Genomic DNA, 25,883 nt, shown 5'->3' on the forward strand with positions numbered 1-25,883 from the left:
TTCAGCACTCTGCGCGCTGAGCAAGGCACCAGATCGCCAGGCTTCGCAGGTCGCTGGCCGCCTGGCTTTGAGGTGCGTAGTGGCCAATTGTCATCTTGTGTGCGAGAGCCTCTGGTGCTGCCTCGTCTTCATGCACCAGCTGCGGCGGTCGTGACATTCCAGGACGCCTGCGCCAGATCATTAACAGATCCCGCTGTAGCTGGCTCGCCGGATTGACGCGGTTGACCAGCAGCAGATCGGCGATCGGCTGCGTTCTTTGCTGAAGCAGCACATGGCAAGCCGGATCCGTTGTCGCGAGATCGATCAGCAGGTCGGCCCGGTCATCTTCGGATACACCCACCCGGTGGCCGGGCAACCTCTGCGGCAGGTCGAACAGAATCCAGTCGTAGTCGCGCGAAACCAGGCCGCAGCGTTGTGACCAGCAACTCGAGTCGGCGCAGAGCTGCAACTCAATCTGTGCGACCTCCGAATCGTTCAGGCGCCCGTATGGCAGCAGATGCAACCCTGGCAGCATCTCCAGGGCAGCATCGTTCCACTCGCTGCCGTCCAGCTGCGCACGCGCCCAGCCAGCTTCATACGTGGTGTCGACATTGAAATGCAGGCGCAGCATGTTGTCCGGACTGAGATCGACCAACAGCACGCGCTCGCCCTGTTCATGGAGGGCCAGAGCCAGATCGGCCAGCAATGTCGTGGCGCCGAGGCCTCCACGGATTGCCCGCATCACGAGACGCTTCATACGGGCTGTCTACCGACGGTTGGCGCCGTTACCGGCTCGAGTGACACGCTGTCGAAGGCGGTTTCCAGATCGGCAATGATCGAAAGTTCCGTGAGCAGTGGCCATCGCTGAATGGCCCTATCCAATTCCAACGATGCGGAAATGTCCTGGTAGCCGAGATCTGGCAGTCCCAGATGACGCTCTAGGCGGGCAATGTCGTCGTGTTGAACACGCTGAGCCAGGCTGACCATATGCTTGCTACTCGAACCGATTTGGGTAAGGGAGCCAGACGGTCTGGCCGCCCAGTCGTACGTAAGGTTGTCCAGCCTGTTCGATAACTTGGGCACCGGCGGTTTCGGAGACCGGCTCGGTCTGCGGCAGGTTGGCGATCAGCGTGTTGACGTCCACCGCGCTGCTGCTTCCCTGCGCGGCGTAGAGCCTGGAAATCAGCTCGGAAAGCGCTAGGAAGCTCGAGGGTTGCTGGACGTGGAGCGGTAGGCCTGAGGTGGGCGGCGTCATCCCGATCAGTTTCAACCCGACGGGGACCTGAGTAATCGAGGGTCGTGGTATCTCGCGCATGCCAGCAATTTGCATGCGGTCGCCATGCAGCGCAGCGCCGTGTTCCGGCACCAGCAATAAGGCTACAGGTCGGCCGCTACGCTCCAGCTCATCGATGAAGCGACTAAGGTCGTCCAGAAGTCGCTGCGCTCTGGGGCGATATTCTGCTGACTGGGCATTTCCGTCTGATCCGACGATGCGGTTTCCATCGTGCAGGCTGATGCTGTTGTAGAAGAGGCTGACGTGGGCGTCCGGCAGCTCCTGCCGACGCTTCCACCAGCCGCTGAGTACGTCCAGATCCCCTGCGATCGGGGAGCCGTCGAAGCCTGCAAGGGCGCGAGCGAACTTCTGGCTGGGCAGAACCGGTTGTGGCATACCCTGGGCCTGGATCTCCTCGGCAAATCCATCGAAGCGGCCGTTGTGGTTCATCAGAGTTTCGGAGCGAAATCCCAGATTGGCCAGGTTTTGAAACAGCAGACATTGCTCCGGCGCAGGTTCGTACAGCGCTTGATGACGAGGTTGACCGCAGCTGGCACGCAACAGCCGGATTGCCGCGGGCCCGCTATAAGACGTCGCGGAATTGAATCGATCGAAAATTACATCCATGCGTTGAAGCAATGCGTTCTCGCGCAGGCCGACCGCATCGAGATCGTCCCATGCCAATGAGCAGACGTTAATGATCAGTACGTCGAACGCCGCCGTTTGCTCGCTGGGTTGGGGGAACTGCGTCTGGCGGGTCGCTTCGGTCTTGAAAAAGGTTTCAAGCCAATTGTCCAGTGCAACGTTGTCGTTGCTTGCCGCTGCCGTCGACGCTGCCGGCTGTCCCTGGGCGGGCGTCGTGGCTGGCGAGGCAGCCATGCTTGTCGCGGGAGCCAGAAAGGGAATGCTGCCCAGATTCAGCCAGAGGAGTCCGCCCAGGCAGAACGTCGACAGGCGAATCCAGTTGGAAAGGTAGCTATAGCCGATGACCAACAACGCGCAGAGACCCACGAGTGTCCAGTCAATGAAGCGCCCGACGAGTTCGAGCAGGTATGCCGGCGTGAAGTCCAGTACGCCAGGTTGCGCCAGCAACCGCTCGAACGGAGGGAGCCAAGTGTCATGGTAGAGCAGCGCTACACCGATCGGGATCGCGATGAGCTGGCGTGCGATGCGCCAAGCGCGGCCAGGGAGCGGCACGACAAGGAATGCAGCGAATATCAGATTCGGCAACGGCTGGAAATTCAGCATGCCAAGACCCAGCAACAGAAACTTGAGCAGGAAATAAAGGTTCCAGGTGCCCAGGCCAGGCCAGGTCACAGCGGCTGGCACGGGTACGCTCAAGCGCTCGTGTGCGGTCATTGTTTTTCTTCCTCGCCGATCGATCCGGCAGGGCGGCGTCGCAGTGCAGCCGTCTTCAAATAGCGAGGCGGAAGCAGCCGATCGAATGAGCGAACGATTTTGTAGTGGCTTGTTGCTATCAGCCAGCCGATGCAGGCGCCAATTACGGTGAACAGGCCTGCCACCTCAAGGAGTTGTTCGAGGGTCATGGCCGTGCTTCCAGAGAAAGACGCATAGGGCGTGGATGAAAAGGCTGTTTCGGTTCACCCGCGCTGGCAGCGACTGGCGTACTGCTGGGCATCGGCGAGGCGTCACTCTGGAAACTGGGTCTTGATAGGGGGTCGAGATCGGTCAGCTGCTCCAGTCCCACGAAAAGCTCCTGCCATCTGACCCCGAAAATATTACTCAGGGCGGCTTCGAGCGATTCCGGACGGCAAGCGAAAAGAAACAAATGGAGGGCTTTGTCGGCAATACAGGCGATATCGCCGCTGCGCCGCAGACGCGTCTGGCTCAGGACCTGCTGCAGGCTTAAACCCGACACGGGCTGCAGGCGAATCAGCTGATGGATGATCTCGCCCGTTGCGCTGCTCGGCCACATTTCCCGAACGGCTTCGGCGAATCCCAGCGGACTTTGCTGGCCACATAGGGGAAGTGGTTTCAATTCGTCAAGGTTGACGCCTATGTCTTTCAGCTGCCTTTGCCAGAGATGACCCTGGACACTTTCGACCAATGTCAGAAAACGGGGAAGGGAAGTACCAAAAGGCACGACCAGCGAGGCACCGCTGGTCAGTAGCAACTGTTCGTCGCGGTAGCGAAGACAGGGCGCTATTTCCCGAACGATCAGCTTGAGCTGGTTGCCACACGAGCGGCGCAGCTGATTAAGCTGATGCGCCAGATCTTCGACTTGCTCGTTTTTCGTAATGGCGAACAAGACACTGGCCGCTCTGGCTGCAAGCGCATGCTGAAACAGCTCGTTTCTGTTTTCGAACAAGCGCCATTGCACTGAGAGATTTTGCGCGCCGTCCAGCACACTGCGCTCGGCGTGAATCCGCCCTTGGTCCGGGTACTCGATGGTGGGCTCGATATCGCTTGAAGCCGCCACTCGGAAGCCGTCGGGTCGGTACTGAAGATGAAGTTCGCGAGCGCTCGTAATGCCCTGACCGCCGTTCCAGAAGTGCAGAAACAGGCGAGGGCCAAGGGGCGTGCGATTCAGCGATGCAAAGCCGGCAAGCGAATAGGTGAGCTGACTAAGGCGCTCGCTCAAGCCATCGCACACACCGTCGCTGATGACGAGCAACGTCGCCTGGCGTTCGATAAGCCAGCGACTCACTTTTTCGAGCCAGGTGGCAATTGTTCGCTCGCCGAACCGGTCCCACACGGTGGTTGGAGGCGTCAACAATATGCAGCGACCCCGCATGTCGCCCGCGCGGTCCAGTTCCGAGCCTAGACGCTTGAGAAAGGCGGTGAAATGGCTTGATGCCAGTGTCAGACACAATAACTCGCTCGGCCCTGAATCTGCGGGTAGTTTGGCGAGAAGGCTCTTCTGTCTGGCGTCGTCCGACACTAGGACAGCCTGGTGGTGTGGACCGAACGCCTCGATGACTTGCTGTGACAAGAGCGCTGCATCGCTTGCTTGCTCTACGATGACCCACTGCACACGGCCAACGCTTAGCGTCAGGGCTCCGCGGTCGATATCCAGCCCCAGCGAGGCTGGGCCGTGTTCGGGATAGCTAGCAGTAGTGGACAAGGTGTCACCTGTGGTGAGTGCTTTCGACGATCTGAAGTCGCCGTAGCCAGATTTCGGCTGAGTTGAGATGGGCTTTAATCCGCTAACTGCAGCTCGTCGGAATCTGGCGTGATAGCTATTGCGATATCATTATGATATCAGCAGGCAGGGCGCCCAGATACCCGCTCTGATAAGTGGTAACCACGCTCAGCGAACCGGCAGGTTGCCCGTCCGGATGACTCAGAAGAGAACATGATGAAAACCGAAACAGCCAGCGATGCTTCTGCGCTGAAAACCAAGCCCGGCCTGGGTCGCTTGGCCAAGGCCGCTAGCTACTCTCTCGCCGGTCTCAACGCCGCTTGGCAGCATGAGGCCGCTTTTCGCCAACTGACGTGCATGGCCTTTTTGCTGATTCCCCTTGCTTTTTTACTGACAGGTTCGCCCGTTGAACGGGCGCTCCTGATTCTCCCCATCCTTATGTCGCTTGCGCTCGAATTGGTGAACTCCGCCATTGAGGCGGTGGTGGATCGCGTATCGCTGGAGATTCACCCGTTATCCAAGCGAGCAAAGGATCTGGGCAGTGCTGCCCAGCTTGTCGGGCTTTGCTCCATCGTCATCATCTGGCTCGCCATCCTCCTCTGAGAGGTGCAAGCCGCATGGCTAACGCATATCTGCTCGGCCACGAAAAATCTGCTAACAATGGCTTCCGCTGCGCCTTCATCACTGTGCGCATAATGCGTTGACGATTTTTCCGGGAGCTCCCATGAGTAGCACTGCATCCGCCAGCGAAGGCGAAAAGATCCTCATAGTCGATGACGACGCGCGCTTGCGGCGCTTGCTCGAGCGCTTTCTCGATGAGCAGGGCTATCGCGTGCGTACTGTGGAAAGCGCCGAGCAGATGGACCGCGTACTCAGCCGCGAGTTGTTCCATCTGGTCGTGCTGGATTTGATGATGCCTGGCGAGGATGGCTTGTCCGCCTGCGCGCGTCTGCGCGGCGGCGGCAATCAGATTCCGATCATCATGCTCACCGCCAAGGGCGACGAGACCAGCCGGATCCAGGGACTGGAGCAGGGCGCCGATGACTACCTGGCCAAGCCCTTCAACCCTCGCGAGCTGCTGGCGCGGATCCGCGCGGTGCTGCGCCGGCAGGCGCCGCAGGTGCCAGGTGCCCCGGGCAGCGAAGACGAGACGGTGACCTTTGGTGATTACGAGCTGTTCCTCGGTACTCGCGAGTTGAAGAAAGGCGATCAGATACACATGCTCACCACGGGTGAGTTCGCTGTGCTCAAGGCCCTGGTTCAACACGCCCGCGAGCCGCTGACTCGCGACAAGTTGATGAATCTGGCCCGCGGTCGCGAGTGGGACGCACTGGAACGCTCCATCGACGTGCAGATTTCCCGCCTGCGCCGGCTGATCGAGCCGGATCCGTCCAAGCCGCGTTATATCCAGACGGTCTGGGGTGTGGGTTATGTGTTCGTGCCCGATGGCAATAAATGAGCACAAGCTGCACGGCTCGAGCTGCAATTACAGAGCGCTACGGTACGGCACTATCCCTTCTTTTCTTGCCGTCTGTAGCTTGAGACGTTCAGCTCAATGAAGACCCCACTCTGGTTTCCGCAAAGCTTCTTCGCCCGCACCCTGTGGATGGTGCTGATCGTCGTGCTGTTCTCCAAGGTACTGATGCTGGTGTACCTGATGATGAACGAGGACGTTATGGTCGATCGGCAGTACAGCCACGGCGCGGCGCTGACCCTGCGCGCGTACTGGGCTGCCGACGACGAGAACCGTGAGCGTATCGCCGAGGCCGCTGGCTTGCACCGGGTCAGCGACGACGAGGTGCCACCCAGCGAATATCACTGGCCCTACACGGAAATCTTTCAGCGACAAATGCAGACCGAACTCGGTGAGGAAACCGAGGTTCGGGTGCGTATTCAGCCGCAGACGGCCATCTGGGTGCGTGCGCCCAGTCTGGGGCCGGACTGGCTACAAGTGCCGCTCTATGCATACCCGTTGCGCGGTCAGCGGATCTGGAGCGTGCTTGGCTGGTTCCTCGGGATCGGGCTGTTGTCCACCGCAGCCGCGTGGATCTTCGTCAGCCAGCTCAACCTACCGCTCAAGCGGTTGGTCTACGCGGCTCGGCAGATCGGCAAGGGTCGCAGCGTACGGCTACCCATCGGCGACACGCCGAGCGAGATGACCGAGGTGTATCGCGCATTCAACCAGATGGCCGAAGATGTCGAGCAAGCGGGCCGCGAGCGCGAGCTGATGCTCGCCGGCGTCTCCCATGATCTGCGTACGCCGCTGACCCGTCTGCGCTTGTCGCTGGAGCTGATGACCAGCGATTCCGAGCTCACCGAAGACATGGTGCGTGACATCGAAGACATGAATGCGATCCTCGATCAGTTTCTCGCCTTCGTCCGTGACGGCAGCGACGAGTCGGTGGAAAGCGTCGACCTGGGCGAGTTGGTCCGCGAAGTCGTGGCGCCCTATAACCAGTATGGCGAAAGCGTGCGTTTGTGCGTCGAGCCGATGCCACCGCTGGCGCTGCGCCGGGTATCGATCAAACGCCTACTGGTCAACCTCATCGAGAACGCCTTGCGCTACGGTGGGCATGGCGTCGAAGTCGCCGCCCACGTCTCCGGTGACAGCAGCGCCCCCTATGTGGTGCTCAGTGTGCTCGACCGGGGAGCTGGTATCGATCAGGACGAGCTGGGGGAAATCTTCAACCCGTTCATCCGTGGTGATCGCGCGCGCGGTGGACAGGGTGCCGGACTGGGATTGGCCATCGTCAAACGCATCGCCTCGCAGCACGGCGGTGTGATCGAGCTGCGCAATCGTGAAGGTGGCGGGCTTGAGGCCCGGGTTAGCTTGCCGCTGGGCCTGCTGCTGCCTCGCGATGCGATAAAGGCTTGAAAATCGCTGGGAGATTGACGCTGACTAGCCCTTACCTTTGGTTCGGGTCAGGTGCGGGCCGGCGTTTTTCTCCAGGTACTGGATGATCAGACCGGCCACGTCCTTGCCGGTGGTCTCCTCGATGCCGGCAAGGCCGGGTGATGAGTTGACCTCCATCACCAGCGGGCCGTGATTGGAGCGCAGGATATCGACGCCGGCCACGCTCAGACCCATGACTTTGGCAGCGCGGATGGCAGTCATGCGTTCTTCCGGGGTGATCTTGATCAGGCTAGCGGTGCCGCCGCGATGCAGGTTGGAGCGAAACTCGCCGGGCTTGGCCTGACGCTTCATCGCCGCAATCACCTTGTCGCCGACGACGAAACAGCGGATATCCGCGCCGCCGGCTTCCTTGATGTACTCCTGGACCATGATGTCCTGCTTCAGACCCATGAAGGCCTCGATTACCGATTCGGCGGCCGTGGCGGTTTCGCACATCACCACGCCGATGCCCTGGGTACCTTCGAGCACCTTGATGACCAAGGGCGCGCCGTTGACCATCCGGATCAGGTCGGCGATGTCGTCGGGCGAGTGCGCGAAGCCGGTCACCGGCAGGCCGATGCCCCGGCGCGCCAGCAATTGCAGCGAGCGCAGCTTGTCACGCGAGCGAGCGATGGCCACCGATTCGTTGAGCGGGAATACGCCCTGCATCTCGAACTGGCGTAGCACGGCGCAGCCATAGAAGGTGACCGAGGCACCGATCCGTGGGATCACTGCGTCGAAGCCTTCCAGCGGACGGCCGCGGTAGTGGATCTGTGGCTTGTGGCTGGCGATATTCATGTAGGCGCGCAGGGTGTCGATCACGACGACCTCGTGGCCACGTTGCTGGCCGGCCTCTACCAGGCGGCGGGTCGAATACAAACGTGGATTGCGCGACAGCACGGCGATTTTCATTGGGCACCGGGAGAGGTAAGGGTCTGGGGTTTTTCCTGCACGTAGGTGCGCGCAGGGTCGACCAGCCATTTGCCGTCCATCAGGGCTTTTGATCCCAGCAGCAGGCGATAGCGCATGGTCTTGCGACAGGTAAGGGTGAATTCCACGGGCCACAGATGAGAGCCCAGCGCCAATAGCGTGCGCACCACATAGCGGGTCTGCGCATGGCCATTGGAGCTCTTGATCGTCTTGCGCGCGACGACAGGGGCTTCACAGCGATGGCGTCGCTGCACCAGCGTGCCCAGATGCGCGGTAAAGCGAACCCAGCGCTTGCCGCCGCGTTCGAATTCGGTGATATCGGTTGCATGCAGCGCGGAGGTGCTGGCACCTGTATCGATTTTTGCGCGCAACCCGACCACGCCAAGCTCGGGCAGGGCGATCCATTCGCGCAAACCGATGATTGTCTGGGGGTCGGGATTGTTCAAAAGGCGTATCCAGTAGATTTCCGCGCATTCTAGACGGGGTGCATGACAACCGCATCTACCTGTACGACTCTATGACAACACGACGGCTGACTGAGTTGAGCAATGAGCGAAAAAGACGACGGCAAGGTCCGGTTGGACAAGTGGCTATGGGCCGCGCGCTTCTTCAAGACACGCGCACTGGCCAAGGCTGCCATCGAGGGCGGCAAAGTCCATTGCCGCGGCGAGCGCTGCAAACCGAGCAAAGAACCCAAGGTCGGTGAGGAGCTGATGATTCGCGCTGGTTTCGATGAACGTACCGTGGTTGTACGGGCCCTGTCAGCGGTGCGCCGAGGCGCGCCGGAAGCGCAGTTGCTTTATGAAGAAACCGCCGAAAGCCAAGCGCGTCGCGAAAACGCTGCGGCGATGCGCAAGGCCGGCAGCCTGGGCGTAGAAACCGATGGCAAACCGAGCAAGAAACAACGACGCGCCTTGCAGCGCTTTCGCTCTGATGCGGGATGAACGCTGACGGTTGGACCGTTGCCACTTTCCCCCTAGAATGCGGTCCCTTTTTCAGGTGCCGTGCACGCGCGCCCGGGTCGATGCGACCCGGCCCTCCAATGGCTCCGGCCTTCAACCTGCCCTGGTCTGCCCAATGCTTGATTTCGACTTCACTCAGCGTTTCCTCTTCGATGACACCGACGTCCGTGGCGAGTGGGTCGGGCTCGAGCGCAGCTATGCCGAGGTGCTGGCCAAGCACGCCTATCCGGAGCCTGTGGCGCAGCTGCTCGGTGAGCTGCTCGCCGCCGCGGCGTTGCTGGTGGGTACGCTGAAATTCGACGGGTTGATGGTGCTGCAGGCGCGTTCGGCCGGTGCGGTGCCGCTGTTGATGGTCGAGTGCTCGAGCGATCGCGAAGTGCGTGGCATTGCGCGGTACCACGAAGAGCAACTGACACCTGGCGCCACGCTATCCGAGCTGATGCCGGAAGGCGTGCTGGCGATGACCATCGACCCGGCCAATGGGCAGCGTTATCAGGGCATCGTCGCGTTGGACGGGGTCGATCTGGCGGACAGCCTGTCGAACTATTTCGCCTCGTCCGAGCAGTTGCCGACGCGCTTCTGGCTGGCCGCCGACGGCCGTCGCGCCTGTGGCATGTTGCTGCAGCAGCTACCGGCCGATCGCATCCGTGACGGCGAAGCGCGTGAAGCCAGTTGGCAGCATTTGCGCACGCTGGCCGACACCCTGTCGGCCGAGGAACTGCTCGGCCTGGACACCCAGACCGTGCTGCATCGTCTTTATCATGAGGAGCAGGTGCGGCTGTTCGAACCGCGTTCGATCGTCTTCCGCTGCAGCTGCTCGCGCGAGCGTTCGGCCAACGCGGTGGTGAGCCTCGGCCAGCACGACGCCGAGCAGTTACTCAACGAGCAGGGTGGCGCGATTACCATCGACTGTCAGTTCTGCAATCACAGCTATCGCTTCGATGCAGCCGATGTCGCTCAGCTGTTTGCCGGTGCCGGCATCGAGGGGCCTTCCGGCACTCGGCATTAAAAATGGCGGGGGGCGTAGAACCTTTTCGCCATTACGCCCTCATACCCAGCGCCGCGCCTTTTCTGTCATAATCGCGCGCACTTTTTTCGATGTAGTCCATCGTCAGTTGGGCTACAACAGCATGGAGGAATCGGCCCAGGGCCGACGGGGAACTCATGACGCAAGCCAATAACGCCGTGTACATCGATATCAGCATCGCTCAACTGGTCGAAGAGGCCATCAAACGCGGTGAAGGTGAATTGGCCGCCAACGGCGCGCTCGTCGTGAGAACCGGCCATCGGACCGGTCGTTCGCCAGCTGATCGCTATATCGTCGAGGAGCCCAGCACGCAGGCTTCGATCGCCTGGGGGCCGATCAACCGTCCGTTCCCGGCCGACAAGTTCGATGCCCTGTGGGATCGCGTCGAGACCTTCAACAAGGCCCAGGACCATTTTGTATCTCACGTTCATGTAGGCTCTTCCGAGGGGCACTACCTGCCGGTCAAGATGTCCACGGCGACGGCCTGGCAGAACCTCTTCGGTCGCCAGCTGTTCATCAATCCCACGCAGTACAACCCGGCCGGCAAGGACGAGTGGCAAGTGCTCAACGTCGCCAACTTCGAGTGCGTGCCCGAACGCGACGGCACCAACTCCGACGGTTGCGTGATCATCAACTTTGCCGCCAAGAAGGTCCTCATCGCCGGTATGCGTTACGCCGGTGAAATGAAGAAAGCGATGTTCTCGGTGCAGAACTACCTGCTACCGGAGGCCGACGTGCTGCCGATGCACTGCGCCGCCAACATCGGCGACGACGGCGACGTCACCCTGTTCTTCGGCCTGTCCGGTACCGGCAAGACCACCCTGTCGGCCGACGAGTCGCGTTACCTGATCGGCGACGATGAGCACGGCTGGGGTACGGGCGTCGTGTTCAACATCGAAGGCGGCTGCTACGCCAAATGCATCGATCTGTCCGAGAAGAACGAGCCGGTGATCTGGAAAGCCATCCAGTTCGGCGCGGTTCTCGAGAACGTTGTATTGAACGACGAACGCATCGCCGACTATGGCGATGACAGCCTGACGCAGAACAGCCGTGCCGCCTATCCGCTGGAGCACGTCGAGAAGCGCTCCGAGAAGAACCTGGGCGGTGAGCCGAACGCGGTGATCTTCCTGACTTGCGACCTGACCGGTGTGCTGCCTCCGGTGTCCGTACTCAATGAAGAGCAGGCGGCTTACCACTTCCTCTCCGGCTACACCGCGCTGGTCGGTTCCACCGAGATGGGTTCGGGCAGCGGCATCAAGTCGACCTTTTCCACCTGCTTCGGCGCGCCGTTCTTCCCGCGCCCAGCCGGTGTCTACGCCGAGCTGCTGATCAAACGCATTCAGGCGTTCGGCTCCAAGGTCTATCTGGTCAATACCGGCTGGACCGGCGGCGGCTATGGCGTCGGCAAGCGCTTCAACATCCCGACGACCCGTGCGGTAATCGCGGCGATTCAGAGCGGCGCGCTGGTGGGTGCAGAGACCGAGCATCTGCCGATCATCAACCTGGACGTACCGAAGGCCGTCGAGGGCGTGGATACCCAGCTGCTCAACCCACGCAATACCTGGGCAGACCAGAACGCGTACGACGAAGCGGCGAAGGAACTGGCGAACAAATTCATCGAGAATTTCAAGAAGTTCGATGTGTCCGAGGTCATCAAGGCTGCCGGCCCACAGCTTTAAGCCAGTACTGCATCAGACAAGCCGCCTTCGGGCGGCTTTTTCTTGCCTCAACGGCACCTGCGCAACGGATCGAAGCAGGTGATGAGTACCATCAGTAAAGACGCATGGATTCGATCAATCCGTTGGGCATAGCATGGCGGCCACATTTCTCAGCCAGTGGAGCCGTTCATGCACATCGAAGAAGCCATCCGCACCCGTCGCGCCGTCAAAGCCTACGACACCAACTTTCAGCTCAGCCGCGAAGAAAAGGACGAGCTGCTGCAACTGGCGCTGCTGGCGCCGTCGGCGTTCAATCTGCAGCACGTACGCTTCGTCGAGGTCAGTGATCCGGCGTTGCGTGCGCAGATCCGCGAGGTGGGCTGGAATCAGGCGCAGATGACCGATGCGTCGATGCTGGTGGTGGTCTGCGCGCAGCTCGACAGCTGGGAAAAGAATGTCCGCCGCGTCTGGGAGGGTGCGCCGCCCGAGGTGCAGGACTACATGGCCGGCGCCATCGACAATTACTACCGTGGCCAGCCGCAGGTGCAGCGTGACGAAGCCATGCGCAGCTGTGGCCTGATGGCGCAGACGCTGATGCTCGCCGCGCGTGGCAAGGGTCTGGACTCCTGCCCGATGGATGGCTTCGATTTCGATGCCGTGGCCAAGCTGATCAACCTGCCGGACAACCATGCCATTGCCATGATGGTCGCGGTCGGCAAGCGCACGGTCGACCCCAAGCCGCGAGTCGGTAAGCTGCCGTTCGATGAGGTGATCATCCGCGATCGCTTCTGATCGCTCGGCAAGGTAGGTGTCTGCCTGGTGGATCGATGAAGCGTGATCCACCCTACGCCCCCCGCGCCTTGCTACCCTCCGCCCTCAATTAAGGGCGTGACTCACTGTGTAGGGTGGATGTCGCCTCTTACATCCACCGCAATGCCACTGTGATTTGTCTGGTGGAACGGTGAAGCGTGATCCACCCTACGCATCCCGACCCTTGCTACCCTCCGTCCTCCAGTCAAGGGAGTGACCCAGCATGATCGAGCAGACGCTCAAACAGACATTCGGCTACGACGGCTTTCGTCCTGGCCAGGAACAGGCCATTCGTGCCGTGGTGGCGGGCCGCTCGGCGGCAGCCATCTTTCCGACCGGCTCAGGCAAGTCGCTGTGCTATCAACTGCCGGCACTGCTGTTGCCGCATCTCACCCTGGTGGTCTCGCCGTTGCTGGCGCTGATGCAGGACCAACTCGCCTTTCTGCACCGCCACGGCATTGCCGCCGGCAGCATCGATTCGGCCCAAAGCCGTGAGCAGACCAGTGCGACCATGGCACGGGCCAAATCGGGCGAACTGAAGATCCTGATGATTTCGGTGGAGCGGTTGAAGAACGAGCGCTTCCGCAACTTCATCAGCCAGGTGCCGATCTCGCTGCTGGTGGTGGACGAGGCGCACTGCATCTCCGAATGGGGTCATAACTTTCGCCCTGACTACCTCAAGCTTCCCGAGTATCAGCGCCAGTTCAACATTCCACAGACGCTGCTGCTGACTGCCACGGCGACGCCGCCGGTCATCGCCGACATGCAGGCCAAGTTCTCGATTGGCGCGGATGACGTGGTGACCACCGGCTTCTATCGACCCAACCTCAATCTGCTGGTGGAGCCGGTCAGCGGCTTCAACAAGCAACGTCGGCTGGTGGAATGGCTGGCAGACAAGGGCGGCCAACCGACCATCGTCTACGTCACTCAGCAGAAGACCGCCGAGCAGGTCGCCGAGCATCTGGCGCAGCGGGGTTTCCCCGCCAGCGCCTATCACGCCGGCATGAACCACGAAGTGCGCGAGGCGATCCAGCGGCGCTTCATGGCGGGCGAGCTGAACTGCATCGTCGCCACCATCGCTTTCGGCATGGGCATCGACAAGGCGGACATCCGCAACGTGGTGCACTACGACCTGCCGAAATCGATCGAGAACTACAGCCAGGAAATCGGCCGTGCCGGGCGTGATGGTCAGGCATCGGATTGCCTGGTGCTGGCCAATCGCGACAGCCTCAGCGTGCTGCAGAACTTCGTCTACGGCGATACGCCGGAACGCGAGGGCATCCGCTGCGTACTCGACGAGCTGCTGCAGGCGGGCGCCGGCGGGCAATGGGAGCTGATGCTCAACCAGCTGTCGGACCAGAGCAACATCCGCCAGCTGCCGCTGAAAACTCTGCTGGTGCAGTTGGAGCTGCGCGGCATCATCGCGCCACGCTTCGCCTATTTCGCCGAGTACCGCTACAAGTACCTGCTCGAACCTGAGGCGCTGATGGCGAAGTTCGAAGGGGAGCGGCGTCAGTTCGTCGAGGCGATCGTGCATAGCTCGGCGCGGGCGCGGACCTGGTGCACGCTGGATTTCGATGGGCTCTATCAGCAGCATGGCGCCGACCGCGCGCGGGTGGTCAAGGCACTGGAATATTTCCAGGAAAAAGGCTGGATCGAGCTTGAGAGCAAGCAGATGACCGAGGTCTATGCGTTGCTCGACGGGGGCTTCGATGCCGAGGCATTGAGCGCCGAGCTGCACGCCTATTTCAGGCAGCACGAGGCGAGCGAGATCACCCGCATCGACAACATGCTGGCGCTGTTCGAATCTGCCGAATGTCTCAGTCAGCGGCTAGCCGCCTACTTCGGCGACCACCAGGCGCCGCAGCGTTGCGGGCATTGCTCGGTCTGCGGGGGGCAGGTGGCGCAACTGCCCGATCCGCCGGCGCTGGCGCCGCTCGCTGAGATCGATGTCGAGGGTCGCTGCGCAGATTTCAGGCAGCGTTACCAACAGCTCAAGGGCGGCGCGCCCAGCGTCGAATGCCTGACGCGCTTTCTCTGCGGGATCAGCGTGCCGGTGTTCACCAAACTCAAGGCCCGTCAGATCCCTGGGTTCGCCTCGCTGGATGCTTATCCCTACGGCGAGGTTCGCGCGCGGTTGGCGCCGTAAATCCCTCGCTGCACCGCCTCAGCGGGCCGTCAGACCAATCAATCGGTCCGCCACGCCCTTGGTCTGGCGTGAGGTTCCGGCGGTGAGATTGCTCGAGTTTTCCAGCACATCGAGCAAGCTGGTGAGCGAGCCGACGTCCGCTGACTGCGTTTCGATGTGCTGCGCCACCGCACGAATCTCGCTGGCCAGGCGGTCGATATCGTTACCGATCTCCTCGGCATTTTTGCCGGTAATTTCGGCCAGCTTGCGCACTTCGTCGGCGACCACCGCGAACCCGCGGCCTTGCTCGCCGGCACGCGCCGCTTCGATTGCGGCGTTCAGCGCCAGCAGATTGGTCTGCCCGGCGATCTGCTGAATGGTCTGCACCACCGACTGAATGCGCTGACTCGACTGCGCCAGATCGCGGGCGCTGCCGACCACCTCGTCGGCTTGATGGACCATCTGCTTGACCGAGGTACCGGCCTGCTCGATGACCGCGCCCTGTTGAGTGATATTCAGCGTCAGGTCGTCCATCGAGCCGTGCAGTTCGGTGGCGCACTGGCTCAGTTGCTCGGACATCGAGCGACGCTCCTCGTCGGCCTGTGACAGCACCTGTCCCAGGTCGGCCAGGCCGCGGAACACCGGGCGGATGTGCTCGTCGAGCCCGTTGACGTCTACCGCACTGCTGTAATCCTGACGCTTGAACTGCTCGATCTGCTTGACCACCACCTGGCTCAAACCCGTGAGCTTCTTGATCTGTCGGCGCAGGAAGAACGCCTTGAACTCACCGTGATATGCGATGAAGTTGTCTGTGTATTCGTCATGAAAGTCATCCTTGCCGTAGGTGCGGAAGAAGAAGACCGCGGTCAGGGTCTGGTTGAGGTTGAGGCCGAGAATTTCGCCGAAGGTGGAATAGCCGGCCACCGGTACGTCATCGAATACCGGATCCATGCCGGCCAGTGCCCGCTCATTGTTCAGCCGACGCAGGATGCAGTCGTTGAGGATGCCCACCAACGGCTTCCCGGGTTTGTTGCGCATGAAACGCTGATAGTCGCGTCGGGTGGTCTCGGCCAGCGGCGTTCGCTTGACCATGATCAGCTCCTCGCCGGGCGCCACGTCGCAGAACAGGTGCACGCGTTCTTTGGCGAAGTCGATCTGCGAAATCGAGCGGACGAAGACTTCATCGCCCACGCGAATGGCGAAGGAATAATCCGACAGACGCTGCTCCAGCTCTTGCGGCGCGCACTTGAGTGCCTCGCACAGCGCTTGGACCATGCTGCGGATGTTGCCTTTGGCGTCCACCACTTGGCTGATGTAGCGGTCCTCCAGCGAGGCACTGAGCACGCTCAGGCTGAGCGAAGTGGGCTCGAAGTTCTGGCTCTTGAACACGCCGAAACGCACGTCCCGGGCGCACTTGAGAAAGACGATCAATGCATGGTTTTGATAACTGCGCTTGCCGTCGTGCAGCTGAGTCTTCTGGAAATCCAGCTTGCCGCCGGCCGAGCCGCCGACGAACAGACAGGGGAAGCGCCCGGATTCGTAGAGCGCTTCCATGAAGAAGGATTCGGATGCCGAAAGGCCGTCGAAGAAGATGTTCGCCAGAGTGTCGCGATAGTCGATTTTCATCGACACCTGCAACTGCTTGATTGACGCGGTGAGCTTGGCGATCCGCTGCGACATGCTCTTGCGTTGTCCCTGTCCACGAATGTCCTCGCTCTCCAACGGCACCCGGACGATTTCAGCGGCGGCAATGACGCTGGCGTCGAACAGCTGCAGCACCACCCGGTCCCACTGCGTGCCAGTGGTGCAGTAAAGCCGCTGATTCTCGCTGGATAGCTCGCCCGAGGTGGTGCACAGGCTGATGGCCGCGTGCGGAAAACGCTGTGAGATCTGCCGCGCCACCTGGTCCAGATCGACATGTGGCGAGACGAATCCGGCGATATAAGTCGGTTCGAAGCGCAGGGCGGCTAGCTGCTGCGCGAGCTTTTGCGCGGTACCGAGCAGACTCAGGGTTCCGTTGGTGGGCGTATGACCTGGCTTGAATCGAGAGAACGAAAACATGGGCGTTACTCGCGCATTGCGGGTGGGTGAGCGGTCCCGAACCCGCCCGTTCCCGATGACCGGATGATTCGCTATCAGCCTCGTGCAGGCATGCCCTGCAGACCGTTCGGCAGCGGCTCGGTGGTTTCAGGTTATCGGCCGCTTCGGCAATGCTGGCTATGCAACCTTGGTGTTCGTTCTGAAGTAGTAGGTGCGCTGGGACGAGGGGCGGGCGCGCTGTTCAGGCCGCAGGCGACCGGCGCGATAGCGGCTGCTGTGATTGTGCAAATTTCGACCAGAGGCCTCTTGTTGTGGAAGAAATTGCCGATAGCCACGGTATTCACCCCAGGAGCGGCGCCATGTCTCGCTTTCTTTCAGATCTCGGATTCCGTTGGAAAATCACCCTGCCCATTGCTGTGCTGGCCCTGTTGCTGGTGTTGATGGGGGGCGTTGGCATGCGTGGCATCGACCGGGTGGCCGACTCAAGCCAGCAGCTGGCCAAGCGACATCTGCCCGCTATCAGCCTGCTGCTCAATGCCGATCGCGACCTTTACCAGGCCTTCGTGGCTGAGCGCAGCCTGCTCGATAGCGACGCCGGCGAACATCGTCAGGCGCTGCGTGACAGTCATACGGAAAACCTCAAGCAGGCCTATGACCGGGTGCAAAAATACGCCGCCACCCAGCCGGGTTCCGAGGCCCTGGCATTGATCGAACAGTTCAATCGCGGCTTTCAACAATGGTCGGAGGTTTCGCAGCGGGTGATCGGTCAAATCGATCTCGAGCGGCAGGCGGCCAGTGCGCTGAGCTTCGGTGACAGCGAAGCGCGCTTCGATGCCATGCGCGATGCCATCGACAAGCTGGGCGAACTCGCAGATGAGGCCGCAGCGGCCGAGGGCGAGGAGGCAATGGCCGAGGGGGCTGCGACCGCCAGGCAACAAGGCGCAGTGCTGGTGGTCGGTTTGCTCGGCTGCACGCTGCTGGTGCTCGGCCTGCCGCTGGTGGTGTTGCGCCCGCTCCGCCGTCTGCTCGACCGTGTGCAGCAGATTGCAGAGGGTGATGGTGACCTGCGCACCCGGCTGGAAGTGCGTTCGGCCGATGAGCTGGGTCAGCTCGGTAACGCATTCAACCGTTTTCTCGACAAGCTGCAGCCGCTGATCGCTGAAGTAAGGCGGATGACCGGTGAGGTCGATGCCGCCGCGCGGGGCATGGCGGGGATGGCCGCGACCAACGATCAGCTGATTAGCCGCGAACACGTGGCGGTCGACCAGGTCAGCACGGCGGCCACAGAGATGAGCGCCGCGGTTCATGAAGTCGCGCAGAATGCACAGAACGCCTCGGATGCGGCGCGGGATGCCGAGCGCCAGTCACGTGAGGGCGCAGCGGCGGTTAGCAACACCATCCAATCGATCCGCCAGCTCGCGCAGGAAGTGGAAAGCACCTCGCAGACCATCGAGGCGCTGGCTGAAGAAACCGCCAGCATTGGCGCCGTGCTCGAAGTCATTCGCGGCATTGCCGAGCAGACCAACCTGCTGGCGCTCAATGCTGCCATCGAAGCCGCACGGGCCGGTGAGCAGGGCCGAGGCTTCGCCGTGGTCGCCGATGAGGTGCGAGCCTTGGCGGCCCGTACCCAGGATTCGACCAAAGACATCCAACTGCGTATCGAGCGCTTGCAGACTGGCGTCGCCAAGGCCGTGCAGGCGATGCATGTCGGCAGCAACAAGGCGCGCGACAGTGTCGAGCGCGCCGCCGGCGTCGATCAGGTGTTGGCCGACACGACGCACTCGGTCCAGCGCATCAACGACATGGCGGCGCAGATTGCCACCGCCTGTGAGGAGCAGAGCAGCGTCACCGAAGAGATCGCGCGCAATATCAGCGATATCCGCGACCTGTCCAATGATGCGGCGGGCAATTCGGCCGAGAGCATGCAGGCTAGCCAGCAGCTCTCATCGTTGTCCCAGAGCCTGGCAGAGTTGGTTGGGCGCTTTCGGGTCTGATCTCAGCGCTCATGCGCCGGCTTTTGCAGCGGCGTTGAGCGTTCCCCACAGCAACTTGCCGAGGCCGGTGTCGTCGGGCAATAGCAGTACGTTGAGCAGAAGTACCAGTATCAGGCCCGCTGCGTAGGCCAGGCTGATCATTCGCTGCCTTCGCCGCCGGCGCGTGTCTGGCGCGTAGGTTGACGAATGCCCGGAGGGTCGGGAGGAGGTTGGGTGCATCGTTGTCTCTACAGGTGGCGAACCGCGGATCGCTGATGGCATTCGGGACAGGCGCGGAGGCGCGGCGAAGTAAAACCGAAATAGAAGCATAATGCCACTATTGCGATAGCGGTCCGACGGACTGCGCGGGGGCTCCCGGCTTCGCGTCTTGCGATTCGCTCATACCCCTGAAACAAACGGAAAAGCTCTCGTTCGTCAGTCTGCCAGTGAGGCGTGCGGTGTCGACCATACTCAAGCGTCGATATTGCCGACCGCAACACCGAACCGGAGGCTTTCATGCAGACGCGCCGCCAGCTGCTTCATCGTTCCGTCCTGTTCGCTACCCTTGCCGTGCTCGGGCCGTCATGGCCGTTGCTGGCGAAAGCCGCCGAGCCGTTACGGATGCGCAAGATTCCGGCCTCAGGCGAATTGCTGCCGGTGATCGGCCTGGGTACCTCGCGTACGCATGACATCCGCCTCGATGACGACGAGATGCAAGCCCTGCTCGAGGTTCTGCGAGTCTTCATCGAGGGGGGCGCCCAACTGATCGACACGGCGCCGAGCTACGGCAACGCCGACCGCGTGGTGGGTGAGCTGGTTCGGCGGCAGAACGTGCGTGAGCGGGTGTTTCTCGCCACCAAGGTCTCCGCCACCGGCCGGGACCGCGGCATGGCACAGCTCGAGAAGAGCTTCGAGGCGTTGCAGGCCGACACGCTCGACTTGGTCCAGGTGCACAACCTGCAGGACACCCGCACCCAGCTCGGCCTGCTGCGCGACCTCAAGGAGCAAGGGCGGATCCGCTATATCGGCGTGACACACTATGTCGAGTCGGCCCACGATCGCCTGCTAGAGGTTCTCAAGCAGGAGCCCGTCGACTTCGTCCAGTTCAACTATTCGGTCAGCGAGCGCAATGCCGAGAAGCGCCTGTTGCCCTATTGCGCAGACAAGGGCATCGCCACGCTGATCAACCGGCCGTTTACCCGTGGCAACCTGCTTTCACGGGTCAAGGGCAAGCCGCTGCCGGCCTGGGCCGCCGAGATCGACGCCAGTTCCTGGGCGCAGATGCTGCTCAAGTTCATCCTCGCCGAACCGGCGGTCACTACGGTGATCCCGGCGACTTCCAACCCCCGTTACATGGCTGACAATATTATGGCGGGGCAGGGAAGGCTGCCGGACGCGCGCCAGCGGCAACTGATCATCGACGCTTTCAGCTGATCACCACATGGCACAGCCTGAGTGTCGCCGCCGTCGGGAGGCCGCATGCCTGCCCATCTAGCCACGCGGTTTTCCGCATCGATCAATGCGCGCCCCGGCGAGCTGCACGCGGCGCTCGCGGGGTTCGGGCTGTTTTTCTGTCTGTTCACCGGCTATTTCATGCTACGCCCGATTCGCGAGTCGATGGGCATCCAGGGCGGGGTCGACAATCTGCAATGGCTGTTCACCGCGACCTTTTTCGCCATGCTGGCGGCGGTGCCGCTGTTCGCCTGGCTCAACTCGCGGGTCGCGCGCATTCATTACATCGATTGGGTGTACGGGTTCTTCTGCCTGAACCTTTTGCTCTTCGCCGGATTGTTCTTCGTGCTACGCGACAGCATCTGGCTGGCGCGCGTGTTCTACGTATGGATCTCGGTCTACAACCTGTTCGTGGTCTCGGTGGCCTGGAGCCTGATGGCCGATGTGTTCGACGCGCCCCAGGCGCGTCGCCTGTTCGCCTTCATCGCCGCCGGTGCCAGTGTTGGCGGCCTGGTCGGGCCGGCGCTGAGCGCCTTGCTGGTGGGGCTGCTCGGACAGTTCGGCCTGATGCTGTTGGCCGCACTGTTGCTGGCTGCGGCCGTGGCGCTCAAGCATTACCTGATGGCGTGGCGCGAAATCCATGGCGCCGGCCGGCCCGGTGCCGAGCATGCCGAAAGTTCGCGGCGGCCGGTCGCCGGTAATCCCTTCAGCGGCCTTACGCGGGTGCTCGGCTCGGGCTATCTGCTGGGAATCGCTGCATTCGTCCTGCTGCTGACCACGGCCAGTACCTTTCTCTATTTCGAGCAGGCGCGGCTGGTAGCCGAGCTGTTTGAAGACCGCGCCGAGCAGGTGCGGGTGTTCGGCGCGATCGACTTCGTGGTGCAGGCCGGTGCGTTGCTGTCCCAGCTGTTCATCACTGGCCGCATCGCCCAGCGCCTCGGTGTGCGGGTGCTGCTGACGGCGGTGCCGGGGTTGGTCTGCCTGGGCTTCATTGGCCTGGCGCTCGCGCCGACCTTCGCCGTGCTGGCGACAGTGATGATCGTGCGAAGGATTGGTGAGTACGCCTTCGTCCGACCGGGACGGGAAATGCTCTTCGCGCCGCTGGACGCCGAGAGTAAATACAAGGCGAAGAACTTCATCGACACCGTGGTCTATCGCGGCGGTGACGCCTTGAGCGGCTGGGCCAAGAGCCTGCTCGACAGTCTAGGTCAGGGCGCCTGGCTGATCGGCGTGGTGGGAGCGATCTGCGCCGCGGTCTGGGGTGCGGTGGGGTGGTTTCTCGGTGGGCGTGCCGATCGTGCCGATGTGACCAAGGCCACAGGGCACGACTAAAGCGGTGCAGCTGAGATTGTTCGCAGCCATGGCTTGATCTTGCCTTCGGGCAGCTTGTTGTGGCGTGCGCTGTCTCGCCTGTGCCGATTCACTGACCTGGGTCAGGAGCGGCAATCGCGCCGCTGATGACAATTCCTTCAAACGAAGCCGCTGAACCTCGGCGATGCGGGCGCCTCGAACCCTTGTAGGTACGTTATCAATCAGGAGTAGTCGTATGCATGTTCAAGTCAACAGCCATCACATCCCCGGCAGTGTCGAGCTGCATGAATGGGTGGGGTCGACCGTGGAGGAGCGGCTGGAGCGCTTCGACGAATTCCTCACTCGGATTGAGGTGCACGTCAGCGACGAGAACGCGCAAAAGGCCGGAGCCGACGATAAGCGCTGCCAGATCGAGGCACGGCCCAAGGGCCATCAGGCGGTTTCGGTAACTCACAAGGCCGATTCGCTGCAGCTGGCGGTCGAGGGCGCGGCGGAAAAGATGCGCCATGCACTCGATCATTTGATGGGCAAGCTGGACAACAACGTCCTGTCTACTGGCGAACTCAACGATCCGTTTCTCGACGAGCAACCGCAGGCCGTCAAGGACGCCATGATCGAGGAAGACTTCCTGGAAAAGCAGGACGAACTCGATAAGTAATTCCAGCCCCGGCGCACAGCCGGGGTCTGTTCCCATCAAAGTTGCGCAGAGCCCGGAACCCATCGCTACCGGTGCGTTTCAAACCCAGCATCTCCTCTCGGTGGGCTTTTCATGCAGATCATTCTGGTGCGTCATGGACGGCCCGATCACCGTGCCAGCCCATGGAGCACGCCGGCCGGCATGCAGCGCTGGGTCGAGCGCTACAACGCCGCCAACGTCGTGGTCGCCGAACGACCGGAAGCGTTGCGCCGCCTCGCTGGTTCCGCCGGCACAGTGCTCTGCAGTTCGCTTATGCGCTGTGTGGAGTCGCGTGACGGGCTTGGTTGCGACTGCCGTTCCGAGCCTGATCCGCTATTTGCAGAGGCGCATCTGCCTTACCCCGATTGGTCGTTCCCACCGATGCCCTCACGCTTCTGGCGCATCACCTTTCGCACGGCTTGGTTCTTCGGTTTTGCCCGGCACACCGAGCCGGTGAGTGACTCGAGGCAACGCGCCCGCGCAGCCGCCGACAAGCTCATCGAATTGGCGCATACCCACGACTGTGTGTTGCTCATGGGGCACAAGATCATGAATGCGTTGATCGCTCGTGAACTGCGCCGGCGCGGCTGGCATGGGCCGGCGTTGCCGCTGCTGTCCGGCTACTGGCACCCGAGTCGTTACCACAAACCGTCCTGATTGGCCTTCCATCGCTGACCTCGCCTGAAGCCTCGCAGTCCGCCCTTCCTGGATGACCTTATGCGTTTGCCTCTCGCTTTGGTTTGCAAGCTGAAACGTTTCAGCTAACGTAATCAGGCATGCATAACAACAAAGGAAAACCTCATGACGCGTTTGCAGCTTCTTTGCGGTCTGGGCCTGTGCCTGTCCAACCCTGCCATGGCCTGGGAACAGGTGCTGATCGACCCTGACAAGCCTGTGCAGAATTGGCGCATCACCAGCCAAGCGCTCGGAATCAAGGCCGAGCAGCCGTTCAGTGTCAGCCTGCGCACCCTGCATGGTGGGCGCCAGGAGGGTGTCAGCCTGATCGAGATCGACAACGGCGCGATGCGGATCACGGTCGTCCCGACGCGCGGCATGAACGTGCTCGAGGCCGTGGCTGGTGATGTGCGCCTGGGGTGGGATTCGCCGGTGGACGAGGTGGTCAACCCGGCCTTTATCGAACTCAACGGTCGCGGTGGTCTGGGCTGGCTGGAAGGCTTCAACGAGCTGGTTACCCGTTGCGGTTTCGAATGGGTCGGCCACCCCGGCGAAGACAATGGCGAGTTGCTCACGCTGCATGGCCGCGCGGCGAATATCCCTGCCTCTCGCGTGGTGCTGGAGATCGACGAGAAGCCACCTTACGCCATTCGCCTGCGTGGTGAGCTGAAGGAAAAGGCGTTCAAGAAGGTCGACTTTTCGATCATGACTGAACTGAGCACCGAGCCCGGCCGCAGCGGTTTCTCGCTGCACGATACCCTGACCAACCAGGGCGACTACGCAAAGGAATATCAGGCGCTGTATCACACCAATTTCGGGACGCCCTTGCTGGAGCAGGGTGCTCGCTTCGTCGCGCCGGTGAAGCAGGTCTCGCCGTTCAACGCTAAGGCCGCCAAGGAGCTCGGTGACTGGCAGACCTATCGTGGCCCGACCCCGGACTACGATGAAACCGTCTACAACGTTGTGCCCTATGCCGATGCCCAAGGCGAAACGCTGGCGATGTTACATAACCGCGACGCCGAGTTAGGTGTCACCGTCGGCTTCAATACGCGCGAGCTGCCGGTATTCTCGCTGTGGAAGAACACCGACACCCACAAGCAGGGCTACGTCACCGGGCTGGAACCGGGCACCAGTTTTTCCTACAACCGTTCCTACCAGCGCCCGCTCGGATTGGTGCCGAAGATCGAACCGGGTGAGCAGAAGCATTTCCACGTGCGCTACGAGTTGCTGGCGAACAAGGCGGCCGTTGCGGACGCCCGTAAACGCATCGAGGCGATCCAGGCTGGCCGCCAGAGCGAGGTCCGCCAGGAGCCGTTGGTCGACCTTGACAAGAACTAATACGCACTCAATGCAAGGTTATTGACGGAAAGCCGGCCTGCGCCTTGCCTGCTACGCTGTGAACCGTTTCCACGGTTCGCCAACGGCCTGTTGATTGAACCGTTGCAGCTGCTCTGCCTTGGGCATCCAAGGCGGGCGCAACCAGCGTCTTGTGAGCATTTGGGGAAGTGCTCATAGTGCGTCGTTCGATGGACGCCACTCACGCAGCTATGGCAAAAGGCTTACAAAAACCTGCGCCATTGGCTGCTTCAGCTCAGGGCGGGGAATGCTTAATCTACTCCCACTCTGAAGCGCAGGACGCGCTCAGGATCAGGATGATCGACCACCGCCAGGATGGCACTCGAACGGATTCGATACGGTCAGAAAAAAACCCGCTTCGGCGGGTTTTTTGCTTTCTGGTCAAAGCTGCATTCGCGACGGCGGTCATTGCGATCATGCAAAGCTACAACTGCATGGCGTTTTGATCGATTTAGACGATCTGCAGCATTTGTTGGACTTTGTGAGTCCGTAAAGATCCTTTCGGTAGGCACCATAGCTTCATCGGTTGGGCACATCCCGCTCACCGTTCAGCCTTCCACCTATCGAGGATAAGACCATGCATACACTCAATCGCGCACTCACCCTGGCCGCCCTGGTCCTGGCTACTACTGCAGCCAACGCCGCCGAGCCCGCCGGCACCGGCACCGGCACCGCCGCGGTACTCGGCAGCGAACGAACTGAAAGCTATGTCACGACGAAAGACGGTGTCAGTCTCTACTACAAGGACTGGGGCCCGCGAGACGGTCAGGTGGTCACCTTCAGCCATGGCTGGCCTCTGAATTCGGATAGCTGGGAATCGCAGATGATGTTTCTGGCCTCGAAGGGCTATCGGGTAGTCGCCCATGATCGGCGTGGACATGGTCGTTCCAGCCAGCCGTGGGACGGCAACGACATGGATCACTATGCCGACGACCTGGCCGCGGTGCTCGACGCGCTTGATCTGAAAGACGCCACCCTGGTTGGCTTCTCCACCGGTGGCGGTGAGGTGGCCCGCTACATCGGTCGTCACGGCACCGCTCGTGTGAAAAAGGCAGTATTGGTCGCCTCGGTTCCGCCACTGATGCTCAAGACAGATAGCAATCCCGATGGTGTTCCGCTGGAAGTCTTCGATGGTCTGCGTCAGGCGTCTCTGGACAACCGCTCGCAGCTTTATCTGGACATCGCGTCCGGGCCCTTCTTCGGCTACAACCGACCCGGCGCGACGCCTTCTCAAGGGTTGATCCAATCGTTCTGGGTGCAGGGCATGCAGGCCGGGCACAAGAATACCTACGACTCGATAGCCGCGTTCTCCGCTACCGATTTCCGCGAGGACCTGAAGAAGTTTGATGTTCCGACCTTGGTGATTCATGGCGACGATGACCAGATCGTGCCGATCGACACCTCGGCCCGTGCGGCCGCTGCCATCATCAAGGATGCCGAACTCATCGTGTATCCCGGCGCTCCGCATGGCCTGGCCGATACTCACAAGGACCGCCTGAATCAGGACCTGCTGGATTTCCTAGAGCAATAAGCTGTCATCGATCGGCCCGGATACCGGGCCGGTCGGTACCTGCTGGCGACCGGCGCCAGCCTCCGTTGCGATTGCGTGCTGGCTCTGGGGCGGGCTCATTAAACAT

The 25,883-nt window shown here is 61.5% G+C and carries 24 protein-coding genes and 3 pseudogenes; 17 read left to right on the forward strand and 10 right to left on the reverse strand.

The window, feature by feature from the left end; genetic code table 11:
- Position 1: 1 nt before the first annotated feature.
- Genes bcsQ through ACL0K2_RS14525 form a run of 5 tightly spaced genes read right to left on the reverse strand, consistent with a single transcriptional unit; the run spans position 2 to position 4,337 of the window.
- The gene (gene bcsQ / locus ACL0K2_RS14505; protein WP_045164180.1) at positions 2 to 736 is read right to left on the reverse strand and encodes a cellulose biosynthesis protein BcsQ; all 735 of its coding nucleotides are present in this window, start codon (positions 734 to 736) and stop codon (positions 2 to 4) included.
- Positions 733 to 966: a cellulose biosynthesis protein BcsR gene (gene bcsR, locus ACL0K2_RS14510; protein ID WP_045164179.1), complete on the reverse strand. Its 234-nt coding sequence runs from the start codon at positions 964 to 966 to the stop codon at positions 733 to 735. The genes bcsQ and bcsR overlap by 4 nt, the downstream gene beginning before the upstream one ends.
- Positions 967 to 973: 7 nt before the next feature.
- A complete protein-coding gene (bcsG, locus tag ACL0K2_RS14515; RefSeq protein WP_413042906.1) occupies positions 974 to 2,611 on the reverse strand; it encodes a cellulose biosynthesis protein BcsG in 1,638 nt (545 codons plus the stop codon).
- The gene (gene bcsF, locus ACL0K2_RS14520; RefSeq protein ID WP_045164177.1) at positions 2,608 to 2,799 is read right to left on the reverse strand and encodes a cellulose biosynthesis protein BcsF; all 192 of its coding nucleotides are present in this window, start codon (positions 2,797 to 2,799) and stop codon (positions 2,608 to 2,610) included. The genes bcsG and bcsF overlap by 4 nt, the downstream gene beginning before the upstream one ends.
- Positions 2,796 to 4,337, reverse strand: coding sequence for a BcsE family c-di-GMP-binding protein (locus tag ACL0K2_RS14525; RefSeq protein WP_413042907.1), 1,542 nt, complete (start codon positions 4,335 to 4,337; stop codon positions 2,796 to 2,798). The genes bcsF and ACL0K2_RS14525 overlap by 4 nt, the downstream gene beginning before the upstream one ends.
- Before the next feature lie 234 nt (positions 4,338 to 4,571).
- On the opposite strand from ACL0K2_RS14525, the gene ACL0K2_RS14530 reads away from it, so the two are divergent.
- From ACL0K2_RS14530 to ACL0K2_RS14540, 3 genes are all read left to right on the forward strand, one after another.
- On the forward strand, positions 4,572 to 4,958 hold the full coding sequence (locus tag ACL0K2_RS14530; protein ID WP_045164176.1) for a diacylglycerol kinase: 387 nt from the start codon (positions 4,572 to 4,574) through the stop codon (positions 4,956 to 4,958).
- A 121-nt stretch (positions 4,959 to 5,079) separates the two neighbouring features.
- Positions 5,080 to 5,814: a two-component system response regulator OmpR gene (ompR, locus tag ACL0K2_RS14535; protein WP_045164175.1), complete on the forward strand. Its 735-nt coding sequence runs from the start codon at positions 5,080 to 5,082 to the stop codon at positions 5,812 to 5,814.
- 96 nt (positions 5,815 to 5,910) lie between these two features.
- Entirely contained in the window at positions 5,911 to 7,230 is a 1,320-nt protein-coding gene (locus tag ACL0K2_RS14540) for an ATP-binding protein (RefSeq protein ID WP_045164174.1), read from the forward strand.
- A gap of 24 nt (positions 7,231 to 7,254) precedes the next feature.
- On the opposite strand, the gene rimK is transcribed toward ACL0K2_RS14540, so the two are convergent.
- Together rimK and ACL0K2_RS14550 are read right to left on the reverse strand one after the other, a co-directional pair.
- Complete coding sequence (gene rimK, locus ACL0K2_RS14545) at positions 7,255 to 8,160, reverse strand: 30S ribosomal protein S6--L-glutamate ligase (RefSeq protein WP_025243607.1); 906 nt, start codon at positions 8,158 to 8,160, stop codon at positions 7,255 to 7,257.
- Entirely contained in the window at positions 8,157 to 8,591 is a 435-nt protein-coding gene (locus ACL0K2_RS14550) for an ATP-dependent zinc protease (protein WP_413044474.1), read from the reverse strand. The genes rimK and ACL0K2_RS14550 overlap by 4 nt, the downstream gene beginning before the upstream one ends.
- A 135-nt stretch (positions 8,592 to 8,726) precedes the next feature.
- Between ACL0K2_RS14550 and ACL0K2_RS14555 the strand changes: the two genes are divergently transcribed.
- The 5 genes from ACL0K2_RS14555 to ACL0K2_RS14575 all read left to right on the forward strand — a co-directional run bounded on the left by ACL0K2_RS14555 (position 8,727) and on the right by ACL0K2_RS14575 (position 14,784).
- The gene (locus ACL0K2_RS14555) at positions 8,727 to 9,122 is read left to right on the forward strand and encodes an RNA-binding S4 domain-containing protein (protein WP_045164172.1); all 396 of its coding nucleotides are present in this window, start codon (positions 8,727 to 8,729) and stop codon (positions 9,120 to 9,122) included.
- Positions 9,123 to 9,255: 133 nt separating this feature from the next.
- Positions 9,256 to 10,149: an Hsp33 family molecular chaperone HslO gene (gene hslO, locus ACL0K2_RS14560; RefSeq protein ID WP_045164171.1), complete on the forward strand. Its 894-nt coding sequence runs from the start codon at positions 9,256 to 9,258 to the stop codon at positions 10,147 to 10,149.
- Positions 10,150 to 10,304: 155 nt separating this feature from the next.
- Positions 10,305 to 11,846, forward strand: a complete 1,542-nt coding sequence (locus ACL0K2_RS14565; protein WP_413042908.1) for a phosphoenolpyruvate carboxykinase — start codon at positions 10,305 to 10,307, stop codon at positions 11,844 to 11,846.
- Between the two features lie 168 nt (positions 11,847 to 12,014).
- Entirely contained in the window at positions 12,015 to 12,617 is a 603-nt protein-coding gene (locus tag ACL0K2_RS14570; RefSeq protein ID WP_413042909.1) for a nitroreductase family protein, read from the forward strand.
- Positions 12,618 to 12,858: 241 nt separating this feature from the next.
- Entirely contained in the window at positions 12,859 to 14,784 is a 1,926-nt protein-coding gene (locus ACL0K2_RS14575; RefSeq protein WP_413042910.1) for an ATP-dependent DNA helicase RecQ, read from the forward strand.
- A gap of 18 nt (positions 14,785 to 14,802) precedes the next feature.
- Here ACL0K2_RS14575 and ACL0K2_RS14580 read toward each other — a convergent pair.
- Together ACL0K2_RS14580 and ACL0K2_RS14585 are read right to left on the reverse strand one after the other, a co-directional pair.
- Positions 14,803 to 15,177 (reverse strand): annotated as a pseudogene (locus ACL0K2_RS14580) (methyl-accepting chemotaxis protein); the annotation flags it as partial.
- 492 nt (positions 15,178 to 15,669) lie between these two features.
- Positions 15,670 to 16,824, reverse strand: a pseudogene (locus ACL0K2_RS14585) (FIST signal transduction protein); the annotation flags it as partial.
- A gap of 338 nt (positions 16,825 to 17,162) precedes the next feature.
- Between ACL0K2_RS14585 and ACL0K2_RS14590 the strand changes: the two are divergent.
- Positions 17,163 to 17,939 (forward strand): annotated as a pseudogene (locus ACL0K2_RS14590) (MCP four helix bundle domain-containing protein); the annotation flags it as partial.
- Positions 17,940 to 18,017: 78 nt separating this feature from the next.
- Entirely contained in the window at positions 18,018 to 18,797 is a 780-nt protein-coding gene (locus tag ACL0K2_RS14595; protein WP_413044475.1) for a methyl-accepting chemotaxis protein, read from the forward strand.
- A 9-nt stretch (positions 18,798 to 18,806) separates the two neighbouring features.
- On the opposite strand, the gene ACL0K2_RS14600 is transcribed toward ACL0K2_RS14595, so the two are convergent.
- Entirely contained in the window at positions 18,807 to 18,938 is a 132-nt protein-coding gene (locus tag ACL0K2_RS14600) for a hypothetical protein (protein WP_268988835.1), read from the reverse strand.
- A gap of 354 nt (positions 18,939 to 19,292) precedes the next feature.
- Between ACL0K2_RS14600 and ACL0K2_RS14605 the strand changes: the two genes are divergently transcribed.
- The 7 genes from ACL0K2_RS14605 to ACL0K2_RS14635 all read left to right on the forward strand — a co-directional run bounded on the left by ACL0K2_RS14605 (position 19,293) and on the right by ACL0K2_RS14635 (position 25,777).
- A complete protein-coding gene (locus ACL0K2_RS14605; protein WP_413042911.1) occupies positions 19,293 to 20,210 on the forward strand; it encodes an aldo/keto reductase in 918 nt (305 codons plus the stop codon).
- Positions 20,211 to 20,255: 45 nt separating this feature from the next.
- The gene (locus tag ACL0K2_RS14610) at positions 20,256 to 21,560 is read left to right on the forward strand and encodes an NTP/NDP exchange transporter (protein ID WP_045164163.1); all 1,305 of its coding nucleotides are present in this window, start codon (positions 20,256 to 20,258) and stop codon (positions 21,558 to 21,560) included.
- Positions 21,561 to 21,774: 214 nt separating this feature from the next.
- Positions 21,775 to 22,197, forward strand: coding sequence for an HPF/RaiA family ribosome-associated protein (locus ACL0K2_RS14615; RefSeq protein WP_045164161.1), 423 nt, complete (start codon positions 21,775 to 21,777; stop codon positions 22,195 to 22,197).
- A gap of 111 nt (positions 22,198 to 22,308) precedes the next feature.
- Positions 22,309 to 22,872, forward strand: a complete 564-nt coding sequence (locus tag ACL0K2_RS14620; protein WP_045164160.1) for a fructose 2,6-bisphosphatase — start codon at positions 22,309 to 22,311, stop codon at positions 22,870 to 22,872.
- 144 nt (positions 22,873 to 23,016) lie between these two features.
- The gene (locus ACL0K2_RS14625) at positions 23,017 to 24,228 is read left to right on the forward strand and encodes an aldose 1-epimerase family protein (protein ID WP_045164159.1); all 1,212 of its coding nucleotides are present in this window, start codon (positions 23,017 to 23,019) and stop codon (positions 24,226 to 24,228) included.
- A 188-nt stretch (positions 24,229 to 24,416) separates the two neighbouring features.
- Positions 24,417 to 24,692, forward strand: a complete 276-nt coding sequence (locus tag ACL0K2_RS14630; RefSeq protein ID WP_155397675.1) for a hypothetical protein — start codon at positions 24,417 to 24,419, stop codon at positions 24,690 to 24,692.
- 131 nt (positions 24,693 to 24,823) lie between these two features.
- Positions 24,824 to 25,777: an alpha/beta fold hydrolase gene (locus tag ACL0K2_RS14635; protein WP_413042912.1), complete on the forward strand. Its 954-nt coding sequence runs from the start codon at positions 24,824 to 24,826 to the stop codon at positions 25,775 to 25,777.
- Positions 25,778 to 25,883 lie beyond the last annotated feature (106 nt).

Origin of the sequence: Pseudomonas sp. YJ42, assembly GCF_047225135.1 — a bacterium.
Taxonomy (GTDB): domain Bacteria; phylum Pseudomonadota; class Gammaproteobacteria; order Pseudomonadales; family Pseudomonadaceae; genus Stutzerimonas; species Stutzerimonas stutzeri_E.

What these genes read in the sequence shown, in the direction of transcription:
- bcsQ (WP_045164180.1), bottom strand. Translation starts at nt 736, where the DNA reads ATGAAGCGTCTCGTGATGCGGGCAATCCGTGGAGGCCTCGGCGCCACG.
- bcsR (WP_045164179.1), bottom strand. Translation starts at nt 966, where the DNA reads ATGGTCAGCCTGGCTCAGCGTGTTCAACACGACGACATTGCCCGCCTA.
- bcsG (WP_413042906.1), bottom strand. Translation starts at nt 2,611, where the DNA reads ATGACCGCACACGAGCGCTTGAGCGTACCCGTGCCAGCCGCTGTGACC.
- bcsF (WP_045164177.1), bottom strand. Translation starts at nt 2,799, where the DNA reads ATGACCCTCGAACAACTCCTTGAGGTGGCAGGCCTGTTCACCGTAATT.
- ACL0K2_RS14530 (WP_045164176.1), top strand. Translation starts at nt 4,572, where the DNA reads ATGAAAACCGAAACAGCCAGCGATGCTTCTGCGCTGAAAACCAAGCCC.
- ompR (WP_045164175.1), top strand. Translation starts at nt 5,080, where the DNA reads ATGAGTAGCACTGCATCCGCCAGCGAAGGCGAAAAGATCCTCATAGTC.
- ACL0K2_RS14540 (WP_045164174.1), top strand. Translation starts at nt 5,911, where the DNA reads ATGAAGACCCCACTCTGGTTTCCGCAAAGCTTCTTCGCCCGCACCCTG.
- rimK (WP_025243607.1), bottom strand. Translation starts at nt 8,160, where the DNA reads ATGAAAATCGCCGTGCTGTCGCGCAATCCACGTTTGTATTCGACCCGC.
- ACL0K2_RS14555 (WP_045164172.1), top strand. Translation starts at nt 8,727, where the DNA reads ATGAGCGAAAAAGACGACGGCAAGGTCCGGTTGGACAAGTGGCTATGG.
- hslO (WP_045164171.1), top strand. Translation starts at nt 9,256, where the DNA reads ATGCTTGATTTCGACTTCACTCAGCGTTTCCTCTTCGATGACACCGAC.
- ACL0K2_RS14565 (WP_413042908.1), top strand. Translation starts at nt 10,305, where the DNA reads ATGACGCAAGCCAATAACGCCGTGTACATCGATATCAGCATCGCTCAA.
- ACL0K2_RS14570 (WP_413042909.1), top strand. Translation starts at nt 12,015, where the DNA reads ATGCACATCGAAGAAGCCATCCGCACCCGTCGCGCCGTCAAAGCCTAC.
- ACL0K2_RS14575 (WP_413042910.1), top strand. Translation starts at nt 12,859, where the DNA reads ATGATCGAGCAGACGCTCAAACAGACATTCGGCTACGACGGCTTTCGT.
- ACL0K2_RS14595 (WP_413044475.1), top strand. Translation starts at nt 18,018, where the DNA reads ATGGCCGCGACCAACGATCAGCTGATTAGCCGCGAACACGTGGCGGTC.
- ACL0K2_RS14600 (WP_268988835.1), bottom strand. Translation starts at nt 18,938, where the DNA reads ATGATCAGCCTGGCCTACGCAGCGGGCCTGATACTGGTACTTCTGCTC.
- ACL0K2_RS14605 (WP_413042911.1), top strand. Translation starts at nt 19,293, where the DNA reads ATGCAGACGCGCCGCCAGCTGCTTCATCGTTCCGTCCTGTTCGCTACC.
- ACL0K2_RS14610 (WP_045164163.1), top strand. Translation starts at nt 20,256, where the DNA reads ATGCCTGCCCATCTAGCCACGCGGTTTTCCGCATCGATCAATGCGCGC.
- ACL0K2_RS14615 (WP_045164161.1), top strand. Translation starts at nt 21,775, where the DNA reads ATGCATGTTCAAGTCAACAGCCATCACATCCCCGGCAGTGTCGAGCTG.
- ACL0K2_RS14620 (WP_045164160.1), top strand. Translation starts at nt 22,309, where the DNA reads ATGCAGATCATTCTGGTGCGTCATGGACGGCCCGATCACCGTGCCAGC.
- ACL0K2_RS14625 (WP_045164159.1), top strand. Translation starts at nt 23,017, where the DNA reads ATGACGCGTTTGCAGCTTCTTTGCGGTCTGGGCCTGTGCCTGTCCAAC.
- ACL0K2_RS14630 (WP_155397675.1), top strand. Translation starts at nt 24,417, where the DNA reads ATGGACGCCACTCACGCAGCTATGGCAAAAGGCTTACAAAAACCTGCG.
- ACL0K2_RS14635 (WP_413042912.1), top strand. Translation starts at nt 24,824, where the DNA reads ATGCATACACTCAATCGCGCACTCACCCTGGCCGCCCTGGTCCTGGCT.